Annotated in this window: 20 protein-coding genes; 10 read left to right on the top strand and 10 right to left on the bottom strand. The window is 69.9% G+C overall.

Features of this window, described 5'->3' with window-relative positions:
• The first annotated feature begins 48 nt into the window (after positions 1–48).
• Positions 49–255 carry a cold-shock protein gene (locus tag QM711_RS04190; RefSeq protein WP_415096542.1) on the top strand — a complete coding sequence of 69 codons (207 nt, stop codon included), beginning with the start codon at positions 49–51 and terminating at the stop codon, positions 253–255.
• Positions 256–279: 24 nt separating this feature from the next.
• Here the strand turns inward: QM711_RS04190 and QM711_RS04195 are convergent, their stop codons facing one another.
• Together QM711_RS04195 and QM711_RS04200 are read right to left on the bottom strand one after the other, a co-directional pair.
• Positions 280–471 carry a hypothetical protein gene (locus QM711_RS04195; RefSeq protein ID WP_415096544.1) on the bottom strand — a complete coding sequence of 64 codons (192 nt, stop codon included), beginning with the start codon at positions 469–471 and terminating at the stop codon, positions 280–282.
• A 103-nt stretch (positions 472–574) separates the two neighbouring features.
• Positions 575–1684 (bottom strand): glycerophosphodiester phosphodiesterase, encoded by a 1110-nt coding sequence (locus QM711_RS04200; RefSeq protein WP_415096546.1) that lies wholly within the window; start codon positions 1682–1684, stop codon positions 575–577.
• Between the two features lie 243 nt (positions 1685–1927).
• On the opposite strand from QM711_RS04200, the gene pyrR reads away from it, so the two are divergent.
• From pyrR to QM711_RS04220, 4 genes are all read left to right on the top strand, one after another.
• Positions 1928–2473 (top strand): bifunctional pyr operon transcriptional regulator/uracil phosphoribosyltransferase PyrR, encoded by a 546-nt coding sequence (pyrR, locus tag QM711_RS04205; RefSeq protein WP_415096548.1) that lies wholly within the window; start codon positions 1928–1930, stop codon positions 2471–2473.
• On the top strand, positions 2473–3414 hold the full coding sequence (locus QM711_RS04210; RefSeq protein ID WP_415096550.1) for an aspartate carbamoyltransferase catalytic subunit: 942 nt from the start codon (positions 2473–2475) through the stop codon (positions 3412–3414). Before pyrR ends, QM711_RS04210 begins: the two co-directional genes overlap by 1 nt.
• Positions 3411–4679 (top strand): dihydroorotase, encoded by a 1269-nt coding sequence (locus QM711_RS04215; protein ID WP_415096552.1) that lies wholly within the window; start codon positions 3411–3413, stop codon positions 4677–4679. Before QM711_RS04210 ends, QM711_RS04215 begins: the two co-directional genes overlap by 4 nt.
• A 102-nt stretch (positions 4680–4781) precedes the next feature.
• Positions 4782–5084: a GIY-YIG nuclease family protein gene (locus QM711_RS04220; protein WP_415096554.1), complete on the top strand. Its 303-nt coding sequence runs from the start codon at positions 4782–4784 to the stop codon at positions 5082–5084.
• Positions 5085–5231: 147 nt separating this feature from the next.
• Here QM711_RS04220 and QM711_RS04225 read toward each other — a convergent pair whose 3' ends face one another.
• Both QM711_RS04225 and QM711_RS04230 read right to left on the bottom strand, forming a co-directional pair.
• Positions 5232–6758: a gluconokinase gene (locus QM711_RS04225; protein ID WP_415096556.1), complete on the bottom strand. Its 1527-nt coding sequence runs from the start codon at positions 6756–6758 to the stop codon at positions 5232–5234.
• Between the two features lies 1 nt (position 6759).
• The gene (locus QM711_RS04230; RefSeq protein WP_415096558.1) at positions 6760–8121 is read right to left on the bottom strand and encodes a mannitol dehydrogenase family protein; all 1362 of its coding nucleotides are present in this window, start codon (positions 8119–8121) and stop codon (positions 6760–6762) included.
• Between the two features lie 164 nt (positions 8122–8285).
• Between QM711_RS04230 and gndA the strand changes: the two genes are divergently transcribed.
• Together gndA and QM711_RS04240 are read left to right on the top strand one after the other, a co-directional pair.
• A complete protein-coding gene (gene gndA, locus QM711_RS04235; protein WP_415096560.1) occupies positions 8286–9734 on the top strand; it encodes an NADP-dependent phosphogluconate dehydrogenase in 1449 nt (482 codons plus the stop codon).
• Positions 9735–9795: 61 nt separating this feature from the next.
• The gene (locus QM711_RS04240; protein ID WP_415096561.1) at positions 9796–10239 is read left to right on the top strand and encodes a hypothetical protein; all 444 of its coding nucleotides are present in this window, start codon (positions 9796–9798) and stop codon (positions 10237–10239) included.
• Between the two features lie 93 nt (positions 10240–10332).
• Here the strand turns inward: QM711_RS04240 and QM711_RS04245 are convergent, their stop codons facing one another.
• Both QM711_RS04245 and QM711_RS04250 read right to left on the bottom strand, forming a co-directional pair.
• Positions 10333–11199, bottom strand: a complete 867-nt coding sequence (locus tag QM711_RS04245; protein WP_415096563.1) for an acyl-CoA thioesterase — start codon at positions 11197–11199, stop codon at positions 10333–10335.
• Positions 11196–13013 carry an AMP-dependent synthetase/ligase gene (locus QM711_RS04250; RefSeq protein WP_415096565.1) on the bottom strand — a complete coding sequence of 606 codons (1818 nt, stop codon included), beginning with the start codon at positions 13011–13013 and terminating at the stop codon, positions 11196–11198. Before QM711_RS04250 ends, QM711_RS04245 begins: the two co-directional genes overlap by 4 nt.
• Before the next feature lie 259 nt (positions 13014–13272).
• Between QM711_RS04250 and QM711_RS04255 the strand changes: the two genes are divergently transcribed.
• The 3 genes from QM711_RS04255 (at position 13273) to ettA (ending at position 18256) form a co-directional block, all read left to right on the top strand.
• Positions 13273–13734, top strand: a complete 462-nt coding sequence (locus tag QM711_RS04255) for a MarR family winged helix-turn-helix transcriptional regulator (protein ID WP_415096567.1) — start codon at positions 13273–13275, stop codon at positions 13732–13734.
• Positions 13735–13738: 4 nt separating this feature from the next.
• Complete coding sequence (locus tag QM711_RS04260) at positions 13739–16483, top strand: FAD-binding and (Fe-S)-binding domain-containing protein (RefSeq protein WP_415096569.1); 2745 nt, start codon at positions 13739–13741, stop codon at positions 16481–16483.
• Positions 16484–16573: 90 nt separating this feature from the next.
• Positions 16574–18256, top strand: a complete 1683-nt coding sequence (gene ettA / locus QM711_RS04265; protein WP_415096571.1) for an energy-dependent translational throttle protein EttA — start codon at positions 16574–16576, stop codon at positions 18254–18256.
• A 10-nt stretch (positions 18257–18266) separates the two neighbouring features.
• Here ettA and QM711_RS04270 read toward each other — a convergent pair whose 3' ends face one another.
• From QM711_RS04270 to QM711_RS04285, 4 genes are all read right to left on the bottom strand, one after another.
• Positions 18267–18740, bottom strand: coding sequence for a single-stranded DNA-binding protein (locus tag QM711_RS04270; RefSeq protein WP_415096573.1), 474 nt, complete (start codon positions 18738–18740; stop codon positions 18267–18269).
• A 154-nt stretch (positions 18741–18894) separates the two neighbouring features.
• Positions 18895–20481 (bottom strand): ABC transporter, encoded by a 1587-nt coding sequence (locus tag QM711_RS04275; protein WP_415096575.1) that lies wholly within the window; start codon positions 20479–20481, stop codon positions 18895–18897.
• Positions 20478–22325 carry an ABC transporter gene (locus tag QM711_RS04280; RefSeq protein ID WP_415096577.1) on the bottom strand — a complete coding sequence of 616 codons (1848 nt, stop codon included), beginning with the start codon at positions 22323–22325 and terminating at the stop codon, positions 20478–20480. The genes QM711_RS04275 and QM711_RS04280 overlap by 4 nt, the downstream gene beginning before the upstream one ends.
• An 8-nt stretch (positions 22326–22333) precedes the next feature.
• Positions 22334–23752: a PrsW family intramembrane metalloprotease gene (locus QM711_RS04285; RefSeq protein ID WP_415096579.1), complete on the bottom strand. Its 1419-nt coding sequence runs from the start codon at positions 23750–23752 to the stop codon at positions 22334–22336.
• Positions 23753–23814: the final 62 nt, after the last annotated feature.

Raw genomic sequence — 23814 nt, forward strand, 5'->3', positions numbered from 1 at the left:
TGTTGCGTGACCGCGGATCCGCCGCTGTCCGACAGAAGGAGAAGCACCATGGCCACCGGTATCGTCAAGTGGTTCAACAGCGACAAGGGCTTCGGCTTCATCGCGCCCGACGACGGTTCGGCCGACATCTTCGCCCACTTCTCGGCCATCAAGGCCACCGGCTTCCGCTCGCTCAACGAGGGCGACCGGGTCTCGTTCGACACCCAGCAGGGCCCGAAGGGCATGCAGGCGGCGAACATCACCGTCCTGAACTGACCTTCGCCGACCGGCGCGGCGGCGTCAGCCGTCCTTGCGGGCGACCGCCTTCTCGCTGCGATCGGCACCGAACCAGCTGGGTGCCATCCCGAGCACCAGGATGACCAGTGCCAGCGCCACCGGGATGCCCAGCAGCACGGTCAACGATTCGATGACCGTGGGGTCGGTGGCCTCGGGCCAGCCCGGCAGGGTCTTGAGCGGGATCAGTCCGAACATGGGTCACAGGGTATTGCACCAAGCCAGCCACGTCACGACCTGACCCGCTGGAACGGCGGCCGCCGTCCGGACGAGTCCCCCCGCCCGGACGACCTGGGCCGGTTCAGCGCCGGGAGCGAGCGGCTGCCACCCCGAGATCGGGATTGTCGGTGAAGAACTGATCCATGCCGGCACGCAAGAACGTCCGGATCTCACCCACCAGGTTGCCGATGCCGGCCGGATCGCTGCTGCTGCGGAACTCGGTGGGCAGGAAGTTGTTCTCTCGTCGGAAGGTCCAGCCGACCACGGTCAGCCCGGCGCGGTGGGCGTCCCGGATCACCGGTGTCGGTGCGCCCAGGGTGCCATCGGCCCGACGCGGAATCATCACGTCCTTGCAGAGCCCGACCTGATCGGCGTAGCGACTGATCGCCCGCAGCCCGCGCGGCGTGACCAGCTCGGCGTAGCTGATCGGACGTCCGGCAGCGGTCCGGTCATAGGGGCCCCCGGAGCAATCGATCAGCTGGACCAGCCGCACCCGGGTCATCCGGCTGAGCCGCTGGAGATTGCCGACTTCGAAGCTCTGGATGACGGCCGGGTCGCGTCGGCTGTCGAAGCCGTAACGGTGCAGCAACCGAACCACCTTCGGCTCCAGGTCGAAACCCTGCTGCCGGAAGTAGGTCGAGTGCTTGATCTCGGGAATCACCCCCACCCGCTTACCCGAGCAGGTCCGCGCCTTCGCCGCGAATTTGAGCACCTCGTTCAGCGTGGGCACCTGGTAGCGGCCGTTGTAGGCGGTGTTCTGCGGGCGGAGGTCGGGAAGCCGCTCGACCGCACGCAGGGTTCGCAACTCGGCCAGCGTGAAGTCCTCGGTGAACCAGCCGGTCACCGGCTTGCCGTCGAGCAGCTTGGTGGTCTTGCGTCCGGCGAACTCGGGGTGATCGGCCACATCGGTGGTGCCGCCGATCTCCGGTTCATGGCGATCGACCAGGACGCCGTCCTTCGTGGTCACCACGTCGGGCTCGATGTAGTCGGCACACTGCTGCACCGCCAGGCGGTATCCGGCCAGGGTGTGCTCGGGACGGTAGCCGGACGCCCCGCGATGGGCGATCACCACCGCATCCTGGTGATGTTTGGCGCGGTCAGCGGCCGATGCCGGCGACGCCGGACTGGTGATCAGACCGGTCGCGACAAGGCCGGTGGCGAGAGCCACCAACGTGCTGCGAAACGGGAACATGCGGGCTCCTTTGCTCGAACGGACGCCGCGCGCTGGGGTGCTCCGGGGCGTCACCGGGCACAGCCCGGCGTGTCCATCCAGCCATCCCCCGCCGGACATCGGCAACCCCTTTCCGGTGAACAGATCGGGCCGTTGAGCACGGCCGCCGGTCACGGTCCGGGCAACTCTCGATAGAGTGACTCCGGTCCGGTTGTCCGACGTTGACCGCTGGCCCAGCCCAGATTGCCTAGCAGGAGCTTCTGCGTGACCAAGAAACCCGCCCACATCACGTGGGACGGCCATCACATCGCACGCGCCGTGGCCCGGATGGCCCATGAGATCGTCGAAGCCAACGCCGGCAGCGACGATCTGGTGTTGCTCGGCATCCCGACCCGCGGCGTGCTGCTCGCCCGCCGGCTGGCCGACGCGATCCGCAGCATCGAAGGCGTCGAGGTCGGTGTCGGCGAACTCGACGTCACCATGTACCGCGACGATCTGCGCCGACAACCCACCCGTGCGGTCGGCCGCACCTCGATCCCCCGCTCCGTCGACGACCAGACCGTGGTGCTGGTCGACGACGTCTTGTTCACCGGACGCACCATCGCCGCCTCACTGGACGCGCTGAAGGATGTCGGACGCCCCCGGATCGTCCAGCTGGCAGTGCTGATCGACCGCGGACACCGGCAGCTGCCGATCCAGGCCGATCACGTCGGCAAACAGGTCCAGGTCCCGCCCGACGCGCGGGTGAACGTCCGGCTCGCCGAGATCGACGAGGCGGACTCGGTCACGATCAGCCTGATGGAGGTCTGATGCGACACCTGTTGAGCGCCGGCGACCTGAGCCTGGCCGAGATCACCTCGATCCTGAACGTCGCCGAAGAGCTGCACACCATTCAGGGCCGGGCGATCAAGAAACTGCCCACGCTGCGCGGACGCACCGTGATCAATATGTTCTTCGAGGACTCCACCCGCACCCGGACCAGCTTCGAGATGGCCGGCAAGTGGATGTCCGCCGACACCATCAACGTCACCGGCAAGGGCTCGTCGACCTCCAAAGGCGAGTCGCTGCGGGACACCATGCTCACCTTGGACGCGATGGGCACCGATTGCTTCGTGATCCGGCACGGCTCCTCCGGCGCGGTCGCCCAGGCGGCCGGCTGGGTGAAGGCGCACGTGATCAACGCCGGCGACGGCACCCACGAGCACCCCACCCAGGCGCTGCTGGACGCCTTCGCCATGCGGCGGCACTTCAGGAAGCTTGGAGAATCGGCCGCTGACAGCGACTTCGAGGGCAAGACGATCGCCATCGTCGGCGATCTGCTGCACAGCCGGGTGGTCCGTTCCAACGTGCTGCTGCAACGCACCCTGGGCTCGAAGGTGATCCTGGTCGCTCCCCCGACGCTGCTGCCGACCGGTGTCGAGCACTGGGGTTGCGAGGTGACCGACGACCTGGATGCGGCGCTCGAGGCGTCCGATGCGGTGATGATGCTGCGGGTGCAGCGGGAACGGATGCACGGCGGCTTCTTCCCCACGGCTAGGGAATACACCGAGCTGTACGGGCTCACCCCGGAGCGACTGGCCCGGCTGCGGCCCGGTGCCGCGATCTGTCACCCGGGTCCGATGAACCGCGGCCTGGAGATCTCGTCGGAGGCCGCCGACGCCGCCAACTCGCTGATCCTCGACCAGGTCACCGCCGGGGTCTCGGTGCGGATGAGCGTGCTGTACCACCTGCTGGGAGGAAGCCCCGAATGAGAGACCTGCTGATCACCGGCGCCGCCCTGGCCGACGGCACGACCGGTGACCTGGGTGTGCGCGACGGGGTGTTCGTGCCGGCCGCCGACGTGACGGACGCCGAACGGATCGACGCCGACGGCCTTCTTGCGCTGCCCGGCCTGGTCGATTCGCACACTCACCTGCGGGAGCCCGGACGCGAGGACGCCGAGACCATCGCCACCGGCACCCTGGCCGCCGCCCGCGGTGGCTATACCGCCGTCCATGCGATGGCGAACCTGGATCCGGTGACCGATTCCGCCGAGGCGGCCGAGTACCTGAAAGCGCTGGCCGGGCGCACCGCGAGCGCCGAGGTGATCGTGGTCGGCTCGGTGACCAAGGGCCTGGCCGGCGACGAGCTGTCCGAGATGGGCCTGATGAGCCGTTCGGCCGCCGGCGTCCGGATGTTCTCCGACGACGGCAAATGCGTGATGGACTCGCTGGTGATGCGCCGGGCGCTCACCTACGCGAAGACGTTCGACGGGGTGATCGCCCAGCACGCCCAGGACACCCGGCTGGCCGGCACCGGCGCCTGCTGCCACGAATCCGAGATCTCCGGACGGCTGGGTCTGCCCGGCTGGCCGGCCCAGGCCGAGTCGGCGATCATCGCCCGCGACGTGGAGCTGGCGCAGCTCGCCGGCGGCCGGCTGCACATCTGCCACGTCTCCACCGCCGAGGGCGTCGAGGTGATCCGCTGGGCGAAGGCGCGCGGCGTGAACGTGACCGCCGAGGTCACCCCGCACCACCTGTACCTGGCCACCCGCGAGGTGGAGAGCTACGACACCACCTTCAAGGTGAACCCGCCGCTGCGCACCGACGAGCACATCGAGGCGGTCCGCGAGGCGCTCGCCGACGGCACCATCGACATGGTCGGCACCGATCACGCGCCGCACGCCCGCCAGGACAAGGACCACCCCTTCGACATCGCGCTGCCCGGCATGCTCGGCCTCGAGCAGTCCCTGGCGGTGGTGCTCGAGGTGATGATCAACACCGGACGCCTGGATTGGCCGACCCTGGTGGAGCGGATGTCCTACGCCCCGGCCCGGCTGTCCCGGACGGCGACCCAGGGCCGTCCGATCGTCGTCGGTGAGCCGGCGAACCTGGTCCTGGTCGACCCGTCCGCACGCGCCGTCGTCGATCGCGACGCGTCGGCGTCCAAGTCGCGCAACAACCCCTACCACGGCCGCGACCTGCCCGACCCGGTCATCGCGACCGTCTGGGCCGGACGCCTCACCTACCGCCGCTGAAACACGCCTCGCTGGTCGAGCTTGTCGAGACCTCTCGCCACCGGAGCGAAGTGCCTTGTGGATAACCTCCGCAGGCGCGCCTATCCGACGCAGACTGTCAGAGTGGCGTGGACATACATCCTTGAATGCGCGGACGGATCCTTCTACGTGGGTAGCACGACCGACCTCGATCGGCGCCTCGAACCGCACCAACGCGGCGACGGCGCTGCATACACACGGCGTTCTGGCCGGCTCCCGGCGCGAATGGTCTGGGCAGCTGAGTTCGACAACGTGGGCGAGGCGTCTCAGATGGAACAGCAGGTCCAAGGTTGGGGACGGGCCAAGCGGATTGCCCTGATCGAAGGGCGGTTCAGCGACCTTCCTGAGTTGGCACGAGGACGTACGGGACGCCCTGAACCGAAGTAGGCTTTGCGAATGGGTCTCGACAAGCTCGACCGGCGGTGGTTGAGCTTGCCGAAACCAGGTCGCCCGACATGGAGGTCTCGACAAGCTCGACCAACGGTCATTGGACAAGCTCGGGGTCTCGACAAGCTCGACCAGCGAAAATCAGGCTTAGGAGAACAGGTTTCGGACCTCGTCGTAGCGGGCCAGCAGCGCCGGGATTCCGGCGCGGACGGCTCGGTAGGCAGCGACATCGTCGGGGTCGGGAATCAGTTCGTCGGACCCGGCGTCGGGGTCTGCGCCCAGCGCGATCAGCGCATCGCGCAGGGACGCCGCCTCGCCCAGGCCGTACAGGGCCAGCGCCGCCGCGCCGAGCGCGGTGCCGTCCGCTCCGTCGGTGACCACCAACGGCTTGCCGAGTGCCGCGGCGAGAACCTCGCGCCACACCGTCGACCGGAACACTCCCCCAGTGGCGCGGATCTGCCTCACCGGGCTGACCCGGTCGAGTTCGTCGACGATCGTGGAGAGCATCAGGGCGACCCCCTCGACCGCCGCCCGGACGAAGTATTCCCGGGTATGACTACGCCGGACGCCAAGGAAGGCGCCCGGAATCGTCGGGTTCCACAGCGGTGCCCGCTCGGCCATCAGGAACGGCAGCGCGATCAGCCCTTCGGCTCCGATCGGGACGTCGCGGGCCAGGTCGAGCAGCATGCCGTCCGGGTTGCCGCCGGGCTCGTCGGCGAAGTCGGCGCCGAACACATCCCCGCCCCAGCGCACCACGATGCCGCCGTTGCTGATCGCCCCGCCGATCACCCAGGCATCGTTGGCCAGGTTGTAGCAGAACAGCTTGCCGGCCTCGTCGACGTAGGGGCGATCGGTGACCATCCGCACCGCGCCGGAGGTACCGAGCGACAGCCCGACCACGCCGGGCTCCAGAGCCCCCACCCCGAGGTTGCCCAGCGGACCGTCGCCGGCACCCAGCACGACCCGGGTGCCTTCGGGCAGCCCGACCGCAGCGGCCAGCGCCGGCAGTAGCGGAAACGCCTCGGTGGTCGGCCGCACCGGCGGCAGTTGCTCGCGCCTCACCCCGGTCACCTGAAGCGCTTCTTCGTTCCAGTCCCGCGTACTCAGGTCGAGCAACCCGGTGCCTGAGGCATGCGAGACCTCGGTGACCAGCTCGCCGGTCAGTTGCCACAGGATGTAGTCCTTCAGCCCCACCCACCAGCGCACCGCCGAAGCCGTTTCCGGGTCGTGCTCGGCGAACCAGAGCAGCTTGGTGAGGTGCGACATCGAGTGCACGGGCGTCCCCGACGTCCGGTGCAGGCGGCGTCCCAGTTCGGTGTCCCGCAGCCGCATCGCCTGTTCGGCGGCCCGCGAGTCGGCCCAGGTCAGCAGCGGGGTGAGCGGGCGGTACTCCGCGTCCAGGCCGATCAGTCCGTGCAGTGCGGTCGACACTCCGACGCCGACCACGGACGCCGCGCCGACCTCGCCCGCGATCTCGGCCAGGCCCTCGCGCAGCGCCCGCCACATCACCTCGGGTTCCTGCACCTCCCAGCCGGGTTGCGGCTGCTGCAGCGGATACTCGTTGCCGACGCTCACCCGCCAGTCACCGCCCAGCGCGAAGGCCGAGACCTTGGCGGCCGTGGTGCCGACATCGAGGCCGATCACCACCCGGGCATCGGCAGGCGCGGCTCCCACCTCAGGCCGCCATCCGGGTAGCCAGCGCCAGAATGCTGGCGCGGGAGTCGCGGTCGGTGATCTCCAGGAACTCGCAGACCCGGTCCACCGAATGCTCCAGCGTGCCTTGGCCGAACGCCCGCACGGTGTCGCCGCGTGCGTCGTTGAACGGCGCACCGAGCCCCCGCAGATGCAGCGTCCAGGCAGCCACCGCCCGTTCAGCTCCCAGCGGGCTATTGCCGGCCTTCCGGTCGGCGACCAGGGCGGCCACGATCCGCACGGGGATCTTCTGCGCGCCGTCGGCCGCGATCCGGTTCAGCTGGTCCCGCATCCGGGCGTTGCCGAATCGCTCCAGCAGCGCCGCGCGGTAGCCGTCGAGGGCGTCGGTACCGAGCGAGAGCTGTCGTTGCGCGACGTCCCACCATTCCTCGACCCAGCCTTTGACGACCGGGTCCGCGATGGCCTCGGCGACCGTCTGGTGTCCTCTGATCGTGGCCCCGTAGGCCATCAGCGAACGGGCCCCGTTCAACAGCCAGAGTCGGCGCAGTTCGTACGGGGCGATGTCGTCGACGAGCTCGGCGCCCGCGCTCTCCCAGGCCGGACGCGGCCCCTTGAAGTCACCGGACAGCACCCATTCGCTGAACGGCTCGGTGGCCAGTGCTGCCTGGTCGTCGACGCCCTGCTCGTCCAGGACGGCCTGGCGGACGGCGTCGGTGGCGCGCGGCGTGGTCCGGTCGACCAGGGTGGTGATGAATCCGACCTCGTCGTCCAGATAGTCGACCAGATCGGGGACGGCACGGCGCGCCAGGTCGCCCAACACCACCGACACCACGGTGCCGTTGTCGGGCATCGTGTCGCAGCAGACCAGCGTGATCGGCCCCGCGTTCGCCCGCCGACGTTCGGCCAGACCGGCGATCAGCTTGCCGGGGGCCGTCCGCACCGCATGCAGGTTGCCGGCCTCAAGCGCGACGGTGTCGGCCGCGACGTCCGGGTGTTCGAGATCCAGCCGACCGTGCTCGTTGCGCAGATAGCCGGCTTCGGTGATGGTCATCGTGACCACGCTCAGCTGTGGATCAGCGAGATAGGTCAGCAGGGCGTCAACATCGGTGCCGCTGTGGGTCGCCGTGACGGAGCCGATCACCTGGTAGTCGTTGTGCTCGGGTCCGACGCTGACCAGGGTGTACAGGTTCTCCTGCCGGGCCAGTTCTGCCCCGATGCCAAGTGAACCACCCGAGAACGCCGCGATCCCCCACTGATCGGCGTCGCTGGCGCCCTCGGTGTACCAGGCCTGATGGGCCCGGAAGAAGTTGCCCAGCCCCAGGTGGACGATCCGCACCGGGGCCGCGGGGCGGCCGTCCTGGTCGCGCGAGAGTCGACGGGCCACGGTGCCCTGCCTTTCTGTTGGCCGGAGTATGAGCCTAGACGACGGTGCAGCGGATCTGCCCAGGACTTGCGGGCTCGTGTCCACGGGCGGCGTCTGGTTCTCCCACGCGTGGCGGCCGTTCTGGTGGAATGATTCGCTGAGGACTCCCGACAGTGAGGAAACAGATGAGCGACAAGACGGGCAGCGCGCAGATCGGCGTCGTGGGCATGGCGGTGATGGGCTCCAACCTGGCCCGGAACTTCGCCAGCAAAGGCTTCAAGACCGCAATCTTCAATCGCACCTACGCCAAGACCGAGGCGGTGCTGACCGCTCACCCCGAGGCGGAGTTCGTCGGCTCGGAGAGCGTCGAAGAGTTCGTCGACTCGCTGGAGAAGCCACGCCGGATCATCATGATGGTGAAGGCCGGGCCTGCCACGGACGCCACCATCGACTCGCTGCTGCCCCATCTCGACCAGGGCGACATCGTCGTGGACGGCGGCAACACCTACTTCCCGGACACCCGGCGCCGGGAGAAGAAGCTCTCCGAACTGGGTTTCAACTTCATCGGCTGCGGCATCTCCGGCGGCGAGACCGGCGCGCTGCTCGGGCCGGCGATGATGCCGGGCGGGCCGAAGGACTCCTACGCCCACATCGGCCCGATCCTGGAGAAGATCTCGGCCCAGTACGAGGGCGAGCCGTGCTGCACCTGGATCGGCACCGACGGCGCCGGCCATTTCGTCAAGATGGTGCACAACGGCATCGAGTACGCCGACATGCAGTTCATCGGCGAGGCCTACGACCTGCTCAAGGCCGCCGGCCTGTCCGCCGCGGAGGCGGCCGATGTGTTCGCCCAGTGGAACACCGGCGACCTCGACTCCTATCTGATCGAGATCACGGCGGAGGTGCTGCGGCAGGTGGACGCCGCGACCGGCAAGCCGCTGATCGATGTCATCGTGGACGCCGCCGGCATGAAGGGCACCGGCACCTGGACGGTGCAGGAGTCGCTCAACCTGGGCGTCCCGGTCGCCGCGATCGCGGAAGCGGTGTTCGCCCGGGCCGCGTCCAGCAGCCCCTCGCTGCGGGCAGCCGCACAGGCCGCGCTGCAGGGCCCCGACGGCGCGATCGCGGCCGAGGACCGGGAGGCGTTCATCGCCGACGTCCGGCAGGCGCTGTGGTGCGCCAAGGTGATCGCCTACGCCCAAGGCCTGCACCTGATCAAGGTGGCGGGCCAGGAGTACGGCTGGGACATCGACGTGGCCGCCTGCGCCCGGATCTGGCGCGCCGGTTGCATCATCCGCGCCAAGCTGCTGGACCGGATCTCCAACGAGTACGCCGCCGGCAACCTGGAGACCCTGCTCGAGGCACCTTCGATCAGCGCCGAACTCGGTGCCAGCAACGGCGCCTGGCGCCGGGTGGTGGCCCGGGCGGCCGAGGCCGGCGTCCCGATCCCCGGCTTCAGCTCGGCGTTGTCCTACTACGACCTGGTCCGCGCCGACCGCACCAACGCGGCACTCACCCAAGGACTGCGCGACTTCTTCGGCTCGCACACCTATCGACGGATCGACAAGGAGGGCACCTTCCACACCCTGTGGTCGGGAGACCGCTCCGAGATCGAGGCCGAAGACACCCACTGACGGCGCGCCTCGCACGATTGCGGCCCTGTCCATCCGCGCCCGTGTTCGCTAGCGTGCGCGCATGGTCGGGGGAATTCGCGGCGCCGTGATCGCGCTCGCAACCGTCGGGGCACTCGCCCTGGCGGGGTGTGCCGGCACGGGCGCTCGGCTCAGCGGCTGGGTGGACGATGTCGCCCGCGCGACCGCCGCATCGCGGGACGACGTGGAAAGACTGGCGAGCTGGGAAGCCAGCAGGACCGGGAGTTCGGCCGACGAGGTGGGCCGGGGCTGGCGGACGAAGCCGGTGGTCAATACCCAGACGCTGCGCGCCCGCTATGAGTCGATCCCGGCGCAGGCACGTGGTGCGGCCTGCGATCTGGCAGGCTCGATTCTCAGTGACGTTCTCGCGGAGAAGAAGAGTCTGAGCTGGGGCCTGCTCACCAAGAAAACGCCATCCAGGCGGCAGCCGGAACAAACCCGACGGTCGGGCAGCGGGCACTGGCCCAGGATCTCGTATCTGCCGTGAACAAGGCCGTCAACGGCAACCCGGACGTCCTGGGTCTGCTGGTGATGAAGACCGCGGCCTGCTCTCTCGCCTGAGGCTCCGCCGGCCATGCGGTCAGGCGGGAACGGCCGGCCAGAGTTCCATTCCATGCCGAAGTTCGTCCGGCACCGGGACCGGACGGCCGGTCCGGTCGCCGCAGACCAGCACGGTGGTGGCTCGGGCGTGCACCGTGCCCGCGAGCGGGTCGATGACTTCGGCGACCAGGGTCATGGACGTGCGCCCCATGTCGGCGACCGCGACCCGGGTCTGGTACGGCTCCAGCCGGTGGTCGAGCTGGGCCAGGTAGTCGACGTCCTGGCGCACCACCATCCACAGGTAGCCCGCTTGCGCCGCCGCCGACATCCGGTTGCCCGCGGGATCCGCCGAACTCGACATCTGCACCCTGGCCTCAGCCACGAAGTCGAAGAAGCGGACGTTGTTGACGTGCCCGTAAGCGTCCAGGTCGGTCCAGCGGACGGTCAGCGGCGCGCAGTGGGCGCTCTCTCCGGGCCGCCACCGGCCCAGCGGCCGAAGCGTCTGCAACGGGCTGGCCTGGGCCAGGAACCAGCCGCGTTCCTCGGCGGTCATCCGGCGCGGACGGCCGGCGTCGAAGTCGAAGATGCACAGCAGGGTGCGAGCACGCGCGGCGACCACGCCGCCCTGGACCACCTCGTAGCCGATGGTGAACCGGGACGCGCCGACCTCACCGACCCAGAGCCGCACCTCGACGGGCTCGTTGCGGAACTCCACCGGGGCGAGATACTCGACTTGATGCCCGACCACGAGGGTCCCGTGGCCGAGCAACGCGGCGTTGTCGCCTCCAAGTAGGAAGCGGACGCGGGCCTCCTGCAGGTAGTCGGCGATGACCGCGTTGTTGACATGACCCTGGGCGTCGAGATCGACCCAGCGCAGCGGAACCGGGATGACCGCGGCGGGGCTCACTCGTCGGGCTCGCGCTCGTACATCGAGTCGATCTCGTCGGCGTAGCGTTTGGCGATGGCAGCCCGGCGGATCTTCATGCTGGGTGTCACCTCACCCGAGTCCACGCTGAACTCCTGGGGCAGGATGACGAACTTCTTCACCGTCTCCCAGCGCTCCAGGCTCGCATTGGCGCGGTCCACGAACGCCTGCACGGCTTGCTGGGCCTGGTCGCTGGCAGCCACCTGGGCGTAGTCGGCGTCCGCCATGCCGTTCACCGCGGCCCAGCGCTTGAGGTTGTCGGCGTCCAGGGTCAGCAGGGCCGTCACGTATTTGCGCCCGTCCCCGACGGCGACCGCCTGGCTGACGAACGGGATGGCCGCGATGAGCGCACCCTCCACTTTCTGCGGCGCCACGTACTTGCCGCCGGAGGTCTTCATCAGGTCCTTCTTGCGGTCGGTCAGGGTGAGGTTTCCGTCGGCGTCCAACTCGCCGATGTCGCCGGTGTGGAACCAGCCATCGACGATCGCCTCCGCGGTCAACTCGTCCGCGGCGTGATAGCCGCGCATCACCCCGGGGCCCTGCAGCAGCACCTCGCCGTCCTCGGCGATCCGCACCTGCGAGCCCGGCGCGACCTTGCCGACACTGCCGAACAGCGGCTCGCGGGGCAGGTTCACGAACGAGAACGCGGTGGTCTCGGTCAGCCCGTAGCCCTCGACGATGATCAGGCCGGCGGAGTAGAACCACCCTTGGACCTTGACGTTGAGTTTTGCCGACCCCGACACCATGAACCGCATCCGGCCGCCCAGCCGTTCGCGCAATTTGTGGAAGACGAGCTTGTCGGCCACCCGGTATTGCAGCCCGAGCAGCGGCGGCAGCGCCCGGCCGGCCAGTCGATGGTCATGGGTTGCCTTGCCGACGGAGAACGCCCAGCGCGCGATGGCGCCTTTCACGCCGGTCGAATTCGACGACAGCACGGTCGCCCGGACCTTCTCGAAGATCCGCGGCGCCCCGCACATGAAGGTGGGCCGGGTGGACCCCAGGTTCGCCACGATCCGGTCGACCCGGCCGTCCACCGCCGAGGCGAACCCGATCGCCAGCTGAATCGCCAGCAGACACTTCCCGAAGACGTGCGACAAGGGCAGCCACAGGTATTGCAGGTCGTTGAAGTCGATCAAATCCAACTCATCGACGGCGAAGCCTTCGTAGATCCAGTTGCGCTGGGTGAGTTCGACTCCCTTGGGACGTCCGGTTGTGCCGGAGGTGTAGATCAAGGTGGCGAGGCTGTCCAGGCCGACCCCCTCCCGAGCGGAAGCGACGCAGCCCGGCTCGTCGTCGAGTCGCTGCTTGCCACGGCCGATCAGCTGACCCCAGGACAGGGTGCGCTCGCCGTCGCCCTCGCCGTCGATCAACACCACCGCTCGAACGCCGGGCTCGGTGGTGTCGAGCTTTGCGGCCTGCTCGGCATTCTCGGCGATCAGCACCCGGGAGGCCGAGTGCCCGACTATGTACTGGAAGTCGTCGGGGGCGGTGTTGGGGTAGATGGTGGTGGTCGCGGCGCCGATCGCACCGATCGCCAGGTCGGCCAGGATCCACTCCAGCCGCGTGGTGGCAGCGATGGCGACCCGGTCCTCGGGCCCGAGGCCGAAGGAAAGCAGCCCAGCGGCGATCTCCTCAACCCGCGCGTGGGTTTGCGACCAGGTGAGCGATTGCCAGACGTCATTGCCGTCGGGGTAGCGGAAGGCCTCGGTGTCGGGGGTCTGCGCGACTCGCCAGTCCAGCAGCGCGCCGACCGATGTGGGTTTTCCGTTCAGGATGGCTTCTGCCTTGGCGTTCACTGTCACTCCCGTCTCAGCACGGCCTCGTTGCCGAATTTCCGCCATTCTAGGGCGGAACCCCTACCGGCACGGCCCGCCGAGCCGCAGCCTGCCATCGAGTGACCGCGCAGCCGGAACCTGGCCACAGGCACCGGACCCGATCGGGGACCGGCACCTCTGAGCCTTCGACAAGGATCGGATCCTCCCTAGTCAAAGGGCAGATCCCGGCGATCCCCGCGATTTCGGTTTACGGTTCAACGAGCAGTGTTACGATTGCCCGGTGACCGCGACTCCCGAGCCCGTGCAGTGGCTGACCGCCGAGCAGCAGGTGATCTGGCGTGCCTATCTGGCCGGGGTGAGCAGGATCAACGAGCGGCTCGACGCGGAGTTGCGCCCGTTCGGCCTCGACCTGGGCGAATACGAGATCCTGGTGAATCTTTCCGAAGCCGACCAGCTCGAAATGCGCATGTCGGAACTGGCCGAGCGAGTTCGGCAGTCCCGCTCTCGGCTGACCCACACGGTGGCCCGGATGGAGGCCAAGGGTCTGATCCTGCGCAAGAGCTGCGCCAACGATCGCCGCGGGGTGATCGCAGTGCTGACCGCGGCCGGGCTGACCCTGCTGAAGTCGGCCGCACCGAATCATGTGGCCTCGGTGCGGCTGGCCCTGGTCGACGCCGTCGAACCCGCCGATTACGAGGCGCTTGGCCGGGCGATGTCCGCCGTCCTGCAGGTGGCAGACTGAGCGGGTGGGCCGCCCCGCCTTTGATCGATCCACGCTGAGCCGCGCGCTCTACTCTTCGGACGCCTCGCTGTACCGGGTCGTCCCCCAGGCCGTCTTCGTGCCGCCCGACCTGGACGGCCTGGACGCCGCCGTCGACACCGCCCTCGCGCAACGGCTGCCGATCACCATGCGCGGCGCCGGGACGTCGTGCGCGGGCAACGCGGTCGGCCCCGGCCTGGTCATCGACACCCGGCGGCTGAACCGGATCGAGTCGCTGGACGCGGCGTCCGGACTCGCCGTCGTCCAGCCGGGTGTGGTGCACGCCGAGCTGACCCTGGCCGGCCTGCCACACGGCTGGCTGCTCGGCCCGGATCCCTCCACAGCGTCGCGGTGCACCGTCGGCGGCATGATCGGCAACAACGCGTGCGGCCCGCGGGCGCTCGGCTACGGCCGGACCAGCGACATGGTCGCCGGGCTGGACGTGATCACCGGAACCGGCGAACGCATCGAGCTGCCGGCAGGCACGGACGGCGGAGACCACCCATCGGCCACCCTGCGGGCCTTGCGCGAACTGGTCGCCGCCAATCTGGGAGTGATCCGGACCGAATTCGGTCGCTTCCCCCGGCAGGTGTCGGGCTACTCGCTGGAGCACCTGCTGCCCGAGAAGGGCTTCGACGTCGCCCGTTTCCTGGTCGGCTCCGAAGGCACCCTGGCCGTGGTGCGGCGAGCGGCGGTCCGGCTGGCCCGGGCGCCCCGGCACACCGCGCTCGTGGTGCTCGGCTTCGACTCACTGGCCGCGGCCGCCGATGCGATGCCGCAGGTGCTGCGGTTCGGGCCGCGCGCCTGCGAGGGGCTGGACGCCCGGATCGTGGCTCCGGTGCTGGCTGCCCGCGGCACGCCCGCGCGGCCGTTGCCCCCCGGACAGGGATGGCTGTTCGCCGAGCTGGCCGGCGAGGACCGGGCAGCGCTGAGCGAAGCGGCGGCGGAGCTGGCCCGCCTGCCCGCCGCCCGTGGTGCTGTCATTGCCGACCCGACGGAGGCGGCGGCCTGGTGGCGGCTGCGGACCGACGCCGCGGGTTTCGCCGGCGTCGCCTTCGACCAGCCCGCGCATCCCGGCTGGGAGGACGCGGCGGTGCCACCGGAGCGGCTCGGTGACTACCTGCGTGCGTTCGAGGCGCTACTCGCCGCGCACGGGTTGCGCGGCCTGCCGTACGGACACTTCGGCGAGGGCTGTGTGCACTGCCGGATCGACTTCCCACTCGGCAGCCGGGGTGGCAGCGCCGGCTACCGCCGATTCGTCGAAGAGGCCGCCGACCTGGCCGCCTCGTACGGCGGGTCGATGTCGGGCGAGCACGGGGACGGGCGGGCACGCTCGGAACTGTTGCCACGGATGTACTCCCCAGCCGCGCTCGCCGTCTTCGCCGCCGTGAAACGGCTGTTCGATCCGGACAACTTGCTCAACCCGGGCGTGCTGGTCGAGCCGGCCCGTCTCGATGTCGATCTTCGGCTGGCGGCCGTGCCGCACCCACTGTCGCGGGCGATTGCCGATGTGCACCGCTGCACCGGAGTCGGCCGCTGCGTGGCGTCCGGCGCCGCCGATGCGATGTGCCCCTCGTACCAGGTCACCCGCCGCGAGCAGGACTCGACCCGGGGCCGCGCCCGGGTGCTGCAGGAACTCGCCAACGGCTCGCTGATCGATTCGCCGCGCTCACCCGAGGTGGTCACCGCGCTCGACCTGTGCCTGGCCTGCAAGGCGTGCGCCACCGAATGCCCGACCGGGGTCGACCTGGCCCGCGACAAGGCACGGGTGCTCGACCGCGCCTACGCCGGACGGCTGCGGCCGCTGAGCCATTACACCCTGGGCTGGCTGCCCCGCTGGACGCGGCTGGTTGCGGCCGTGCCTGGGCTGGCCCGGTTCGCCGATGCGGTGCTGACCGCTCCGCTGCTGCGGACGGCCGTGCTCCGGCTGGCCGGAGTGGATGCCCGGCGCAGCCTGCCGGCTCTGCGTCGCGACCCTGTCGACGCGCTCTTGTCGCCGGGGCGGACCGCGGCCGCTCCGGCGCCGCTCGGCCGGGTGGCGGTGTGGGCCGACTCGTTCAGCCGCGGCTTCGAAGGCGGCCAGCTGGCGGCGACTCTTCGGGTGTTGGCCGCCGCGGGCTACCGCCCCGAGCTGGTGCCGGCCGGCGCGTGTTGCGGGCTCACCTGGATCACCACCGGTCAGCTGGACGCGGCGGGCAGGAGACTCAGCCGCGCGCTCGATCTGCTCAGCCCGCTGGTGGACGCCGGGGTGCCGGTCGTCGGCGTCGAGCCGTCCTGCGTGGCGGTGTGGCGCGACGAGGCGTCCGAACTGGTCGATGACGCCCGGGTGGCGCGGGTGGCCGCCGGGACCCACACCCTGGCCGAACTGCTCAGCCGGACTCCAGGCTGGACCCCGCCGCGGCTGGCCGGCCGCACAATCGTGGCGCAGCCGCACTGCCACCACGCAGCCGTCCTCGACTGGACGCCGGATGCCGCCCTGCTGCGCGCCACCGGTGCCGATCTCGTCACGGTGACCGGCTGCTGCGGGCTGGCCGGCAACTTCGGCGTCGAACGCGGTCACTACGAGGTGTCGGTCGCGGTCGCCGGGCTGCACCTGCTGCCGGCCGTGGACGCCGCCCCGTCCGACGCCCTGGTGCTCGCCGACGGCTTCTCGTGCCGGACCCAGCTCGCCGACCTGACCGGACGCCGTGCCCTCACCCTGGCCGAGCTGTTGGAAGACCCACCGCGCTGAGCCGGGCCGGCTCGCGGCCGGGCAGCCGCGTCCGCTCGATATACTCGTGGGCGATCTGTTCCAATCCCTCTTTCTCCGACGAGGTTCCGTATGCCCGAGTTCGTGTTCACCATGCACAACGCCCGCAAGAAGCTGGGCGAGAAGCTGGTGCTCGACAACGTCACCATGTCGTTCTTCGAGGGCGCCAAGATCGGCGTCGTCGGACCCAACGGCGCCGGCAAGTCGACCATGCTCAAGCTGATGGCCGGTCTGCTCCAGCCCGACAACGGCGACGTCTTCTTGAAGAAGGACGCCACGGTCGGCATCCTGCTGCAGGAGCCGCCGCTCACCGAGGGAAAGACCGTCCTCGAGAACATCGAGGAAGCCGTCGCGGAGACCAAGGGGATGGTCGACCGTTACAACCAGGTCGGCATGGAGATGGCGGAGCCGGACGCCGACTTCGACGCGCTCCTGGCCGAGATGGACAAGCTGCAGACCGAGATCGAGCACCGCAACGCCTGGGACCTGGACTCCCAGCTCGCCCAGGCGATGGACGCCCTGCAGTGCCCGCCCGGCGACACCGTGGTCGACGTGCTGTCCGGCGGTGAACGGCGCCGGGTGGCGCTGTGCAAGCTGCTGCTGCAACAGCCCGACCTGCTGCTGCTCGACGAGCCCACCAACCACCTGGACGCCGAGAGCGTCAACTGGCTCGAGGGACACCTGAAGACCTACCCGGGCGCCGTGCTGGCCGTCACCCACGACCGGTACTTCCTGGACAACGTGGCCGAGTGGATCTGCGAGATCGACCGCGGCCGGCTGCATCCCTACGAGGGCAACTACTCCACCTATCTGGAGACCAAGCGCCAGCGGCTGCAGATCGAGGGCAAGAAGGACGCCAAGCGCGCCAAGATCCTGGAGAAGGAACTCGAGTGGGTGCGGGCCAACCCGAAGGCTCGGCAGGCCAAGAACAAGGCCCGGCTGGCCCGCTACGAGGAACTCGCCGCCGAGGCCGAACGTCGGCGTCAGGTCGACCTGTCCGAGATCAACATTCCGCCCGGCCCGCGACTCGGCTCCGACGTGCTGGATGCCAGCAAGCTGGTCAAGGGCTTCGGGGACAGGGTGCTGATCGACAATCTGTCGTTCACCCTGCCCCGGGCCGGAATCGTCGGGATCATCGGACCCAACGGCGTCGGCAAGACCACGCTGTTCAAGATGATCGTCGACGAGGAGGAACCGGACGCCGGCAGCCTCGAGGTCGGCAAGACCGTCCAGATCTCGTACGTGGACCAGTCCCGCGGCGGGATCGACTCGTCGAAGAACGTCTGGGAGGTCGTTTCCGACGGGCTCGATCACATCAAGGTCGGCAGCTTCGAGATGCCGTCGCGTGCCTATGTCGCCTCCTTCGGGTTCAAGGGCCCCGACCAGCAGAAGCTGGCCGGCGTCCTGTCCGGCGGTGAGCGGAACCGGTTGAACCTGGCGCTGACGCTGAAGATGGGCGGCAACCTGCTGCTGCTCGACGAACCGACCAACGATCTGGACGTCGAGACCCTGCAGTCGCTGGAGGACGCCCTGCTCGAGTTCCCCGGCTGCGCCGTGGTGATCTCCCACGACCGCTGGTTCCTCGACCGGGTGGCGACCCACATCCTGGCCTGGGAGGGCACCGACGCCAATGAGGCGAACTGGTTCTGGTACGAGGGCAACTTCGCCGACTACGAGGTGAACAAGGTGGCCCGGCTCGGCGCCGATGCCGCCCGCCCGCACGCCAGCAAGCACCGCCGGCTCACCCGGGACTGATCCGCCCGGGTCAGGCTGCCGCAGGCTCACCCTGGACGCCGCCCGCCGGAACATCGGGGCCGCCGGAGTCCTCCAGGTCCTTGAACACCCCCGGGTCGTCGACCGGCGGCTGCTGCGCGGGCCGCTCGGTCTTGCGGAAGGCGGTCGTGCCGCGGCTGAGGTCGTGCCCGACGGCGATCGCCTCGAGCACGAGCCGCTCGCGGATCTCGCCGGTCTCGGAGTTCGTCCAGCTCCAGGTGGAGAGCCGCCCGGTGACGATCAACGGGTCGCCTTTGTTCACGCTGGCCTGCACGTTCAGCGACAGCATCCGGTTGCGGCAGTTGACGTTGAGCCAGGTGGTCTCGCCGTCGCGCCAGGTGCCGTTGCGGACGAACCGCGGGGTGCAGGCCAGCCGGAACGCGGCGTAGGCCCACTCGTTGGTGTCGTCGGTGCGGACGTCGATGTCGCTGCCGACGTTTCCGGTGACGGTGATGGTGGCGTCCATGAGTGCCTCCTGAAGGCTGTAGGTGTCGTCGCCATCAGTGTGTGCACCTGACGCCGAAAGTGTTCAAAATCGCTGCGAACGAATTCGGACGCGGTCTCGACCCCGCGGAGAAGCCTGTCGCCGAAGGTCGCGACACGCTCGGCCCACGAGCCTGCTACCGGGCGTTGGCTACGGCGGCGACCGCCCGGCGGTGCCGGTCGAGTTCCTCTTCGACGGGCGCGATCAGTTCGGCGTCGGTGACCCTTCCGACCGCTTGGTGCAGGATCCGCTCGACCCGGCGGGCCTTGCCCCTGGCACCGATCGTGACCCCGAGCGACGACAACCCGGCCAGCACCAGACCGCCCACCACGCCACCGGCCAGCAGCACGAACTGGGCCGGCCAGTTCCACCAGTACACCGTGGGCAGCCCGCCCAGACCCAGTGCCGGCGCGAACATCATGAACAGGGTCCACAGCCCACCAGCCACCACGGCGGCCATCAGTACCCACTGCAGGGCGCGGACCACCGACCACCAGCCGGTCCCCCGGTCCAGTTCCAGATCGGTGCCGGCGATGGTGGTGTCCAACCGGTCCATCAGCAGCGCCTCATGACCGCGAGCCGCCCGGTTCACCGCAGCGGCCCAACCGCGTGGCAGACCGGTGCTGGCGGCGTCCACCAGCTCACGCAGGCCACGGTCCAGGCGAGCCCGCTGCACCGGCCCGGCAGTGGGCAGGGAGGTCCGGCTGATCGCGGTCGGCGCGAGCCGGCGGTTGCTCTGGTCGAGCCGGAGCGCCCGCAGCGGATCGGGTTTGAACCTGGCCACCCAGTTCACGAACGGCCAGCCGGTCGCCAGGCCGCCGCGCAGCTTCCAGGCGTCCCGCACACCGTCGACCGCGAGGACGACGCCGCTCGCCTCGGCCAGCGCCTGCACCAGCGGTTCGCGCCTGCGCCGGTCCAGCACCGGCGTGGTGGCGCCGAGTTCGTCGCCCAGCCGTCCAGCCGCGACGGTGACGTCGGCGGCGATCCGGGCACTCACCGCGGCCTTGTCGGACACCGCCTCGGCCAGCAGCCGACGCAGCTCGGCCACGCCGTCGCCCTGCAGCGCCGACATCGACATCAACCGGGCCTGCTGCAGTCCCTCCGCGTCCAACAGCCGGCGCAGGTCCGCCATCGCCTCGGCGAGTTCGTCGGAACGCAGCCGATCGGACTGGTTGAGCACCACCAGCATCACTTCGGCGTACGGCGCCAGCGGCCGCAGGTACCGCTCGTGCAGCGCGGCGTCAGCATACTTCTGCGGGTCGACGACCCAGATCAGCATGTCGACCAGCGGCACCAGCCGGTCGACCGTCATCCGGTGGGCGGCCTCGGTCGAGTCGTGGTCGGGCAGGTCGAGCAGCACCAGGTTCGCGAAGGCGCTGCGTCGGGCAGGCACCAGGTGCCGCCGCGGCACGTCCAGCCAGTCCAGCAGTTCGCCGGGCAGCTCGGTCCCCCAGGCCACCGCCATCGCGGTGGACGTGGTCGGACGCCGCACGCCGGTGGCGGCGAATTGGGTGCCGCTGATCGCGTTGAACGAGGTCGACTTGCCCGATCCGGTCGCCCCGGCCAGCGCGACGACCGTGTGGTCACCGGCGAACGCGCCCCGTTCGCCGGCGCGCTTCAGCACTGCCGTCGCGTCGGCGACCACCTCGGCGGACGATCGATCACGGCTCAGTTCGACGGCCTCATCGAGCGCGCGGACGCGCTGGGCCAGCGTCCGGGTCACCGGCGCTCACCCTCCTCGTCGGTGATCACGACCGCCTCCACCACGTCACCGTCGGCGGCTCCCGCGGGCAGCCCCGGACGCGTCGGCAGCTGCCGTGCCGAGCCCGGCGCGCCCGTCAGTTCGGCCACCTCGGAGCCGAGCGGATCATCCGCTCCGCGGGCGGCGTCCACCGCCGCGACCGCGGCCCGGATCTCGTCCGCCGCCTCGTCCCGGACGCCTACCTGGTCGAGCACGGCCTCGTAGCGGGCCAGTTCGGACGCCATCAGGGCTTCCACCCGGGCGTCCAGATCCTGCTTGGCCCGCTTCGCCAGCCGTCGCACGGCGTCCTCGCCGAAGACCGCCTCGAGCACCCGCTGAGCCAGCACCGCGGTCCCGCCGGCGACCCCGACCTCGACCCCGGTGACGCCGCCGGTGGCCGAGAACACCACCATCATCAGGGCCACCCCGACCCCGTTGGTGCCCAGCGCCAGGAACCTGGCCCGGGACTTCTTCGAACCGCCCTCGCCACTGACCAGCTCCAGGACGTCGGCTTGCCAGTTCCGGATCGCCAGCGCCACCTGCCCGGGGAAGTCGGGCGAACCGCGGCGCAACGCGTCGCCGGGGACCGCGGCCAGCAGCTGCCGTCCAGCAGGGTCGTTCTCCCATCCGGTCGCCGCCCGCTCGGCGGCGGCTTCGCCCTCTTCCCGGATCAGGATCTCCATCCCCGACTCGACCGCGAGTTTCACGTCCCCGGCCTGCTTCGGTTCCCCGCGCAGCGAGGCCAGTAGCCGGTCGCGCAGCCAGCCGATCTTCTGCTCCACCGCCCGGAAGAACTCGCCGGTGCCGACGAAGTCGTGCCAGCGGGCCAGCACCTCGCCGCGGAGCAGCGTTCCGTCGGCAGTCTGAACGCCGACCGTGCGGACACCCTCGCGGTAGGCGGCCTCGGCGTCGGCCCGTAGCTGAGCGACGGCGGCGCTCTGTTCGTCGACCGCCCGGGCCACCTCGGGAGCGGTCCGGCATTGCGCCGCGATCGCGCCCTGCAGGGTTTGCAGCACCACGCTCGCCCGCGTCCGGGTGTCGTCGGCCAACGCCGCCAGCCAGTCCCGGATCGGTGCGACGGCGGCGTCCGGGAGCAGTCCTTCGTCGTCGGTGACGGTCTCGGGTACGGCGAACAGCGGTGAGTCACCCAGTCCGCGGTCGGCCATCAACTGGCCCAGGTGGGCGGGCACCTCGGTCATCGCGGCGGGCGGCACCCGTTGCAGCACCACCGCCAGCGCGGCGCTCCGGTCGGCCGCCGAACGCAGGTACTCCCAGGGGACCGCGTCGGCGTAGCGGGCGGCCGTGGTGACGAACAGCCACAAGTCGGCGGCACCCAGCAGCTGGGACGCGAGCGCCCGGTTCTCTGCCACCACCGAATCGATGTCGGGCGCGTCCAGGATGGCCAGCCCGGGCGGCAGCGACGGCTCGGCGACCAGCTGCAAAGTCCGCACGTCGTCGGCCGCCTGCAGGCTGCGAGCCAGTCCGGGCAGGATGCGGTCGGGCCCGAACCAGTGCGCGTCGTCGGGGTGGTGGACCAGGACCGGCGAGCGGGTGGTCGGCCGGATCACGCCCGGACGGCTCACCGTGCGGCCGATCATCGAGTTGACCAGGGTGGACTTGCCGGCTCCGGTGGACCCGCCGATCACCGTCAGCAGCGGGGCATCGATCCGCTCCAGCCGGGGTAGCAGGTAGTCGCTGAGTTGAGCCGTCAGATCGCGGCGCAGGATGGCGGCCGCGTCCCGCCCGGGAAGGTCGAGCGGCAACCGGGCGTGGTCGAGGGCGTCCGCGAGCAGCCTGAGCGAACTCGCCAATCGGCCAGCGCTCATGCCTCTCCTCACCCGGGGGGCGGCCCCCAGGTCGGGTCCACCCTCGAATACTGCTGCGATCCTAGTGGCGCAGAGCCTGGTCCGGCGGGCCAGTTCCCGCCCAGACCGGCGGGTCCGGGGTAGTTGGGCGGCGGATAGTCCACCGCCGGCTGCTTGCGCAGGGTCGGCAGGCTCAGCCGCTGGCCGCGCGGATCGTCAATGGCGAGGCCGCGCAGCGACCGCGCCTGGTAGAGCAGCTCGGTGGCGCGGGCCTGCCCGGACGCGTCGATCACACCCTTCACCTCGGCGTCCCGCAGGTAGGCCAGCTCGGTCAGGGTCCGCTGCAGGCTCAGGGTGGCGCGAAGCACGGTCCAGCCGCGGGTCGCGGCGACCATCAAGGCCCACGACCGGCGCCGGACCCGCGAGGTGGTCTCCGGATCAGCAGGCTGCAGCCAGCCCATCCGGACGTAGTCGGTGAGCCGGGCGCGGATCTTGCGGCTCTCGGCGAACAGCTGACGGACGGCGTAGATGGTCGCCGACGCCACCAGCGGCAAGGCGACCGCGAAGTAGATGACATAGCGCATGGTGCCCTGGGCGAAGGTGGCCTGGGAGTTGAACATCATGTGCAGCAGCGCGGCCAGCAGGTAGCCGATCAGCGGTGCCAGCACCCGGATCACCTTGCTGTGCGTGCGCAGCGCCACCAGCAGTCCGAGTCCCGTCATCATGGTGAACAACGGGTGCCCGAACGCCGTCCAGAAGCCGCGCAGCCAGACGATCTCGTGCACCGCCGACTCGGCATCGCCGGTGTTGATCTGCACGCTCGAGTACATGATCGCCCGGGCGTAATACATGATGTTCTCGGTGAAGGCGAAGCCCGCCGCGGACAGTCCGGCCAGCGCGATCCCGTTGAGCTTGGTGACCACCTGGTAGCGCACCAGGATCGCGATCCAGAACAGCACCGTCGCCTTCGCCGCCTCTTCGACGAACGGCGCGATGTAGATCGCCGCCCTGGCCCCCGTGGTGGGGTCGCCGTCGCCGCCGATCGACAGCTGCTTGGCGGCCCAGGTGTTGATGTGCAGGGAGACGAAGGTCGCCACCGCCGCACCCCAGCCGAGGGTCAGGTACCACAGCAACAACCGCTGCGGCCGGAACCGGTCGGCGATCACGAACAGCACGATCCAGAAGATCAGGGTCGGCATCGCGTACCAGAACGCGTCGCGGATCGCCGAATGATTGATCCCGGGCACCACGCCGTCGCGAACCGGGATGTCGGCCGTCATCATCGCGTACTGCGCCCACAGGCAGGCGGTGTAGACGGCGCTGAAGACCAGGCCGATCCAGGTCCACGGATTGGTCAGGATGCGCTTGGGCAGCGGAGCGGACATCTCCGGCTGCGACGGAATGCCGTTGAGCCACCGGCGATGCCGGGCGATGGTGTCCGTCGACATGCCGGCAAGACTACCGGGCGGGTGTGACGCACCCGTCGCGCGGGCTGTCCGGCGGCGAGCCG

This window comes from Micropruina sp. (genome assembly GCF_047602385.1).
GTDB lineage: Bacteria > Actinomycetota > Actinomycetes > Propionibacteriales > Propionibacteriaceae > Micropruina.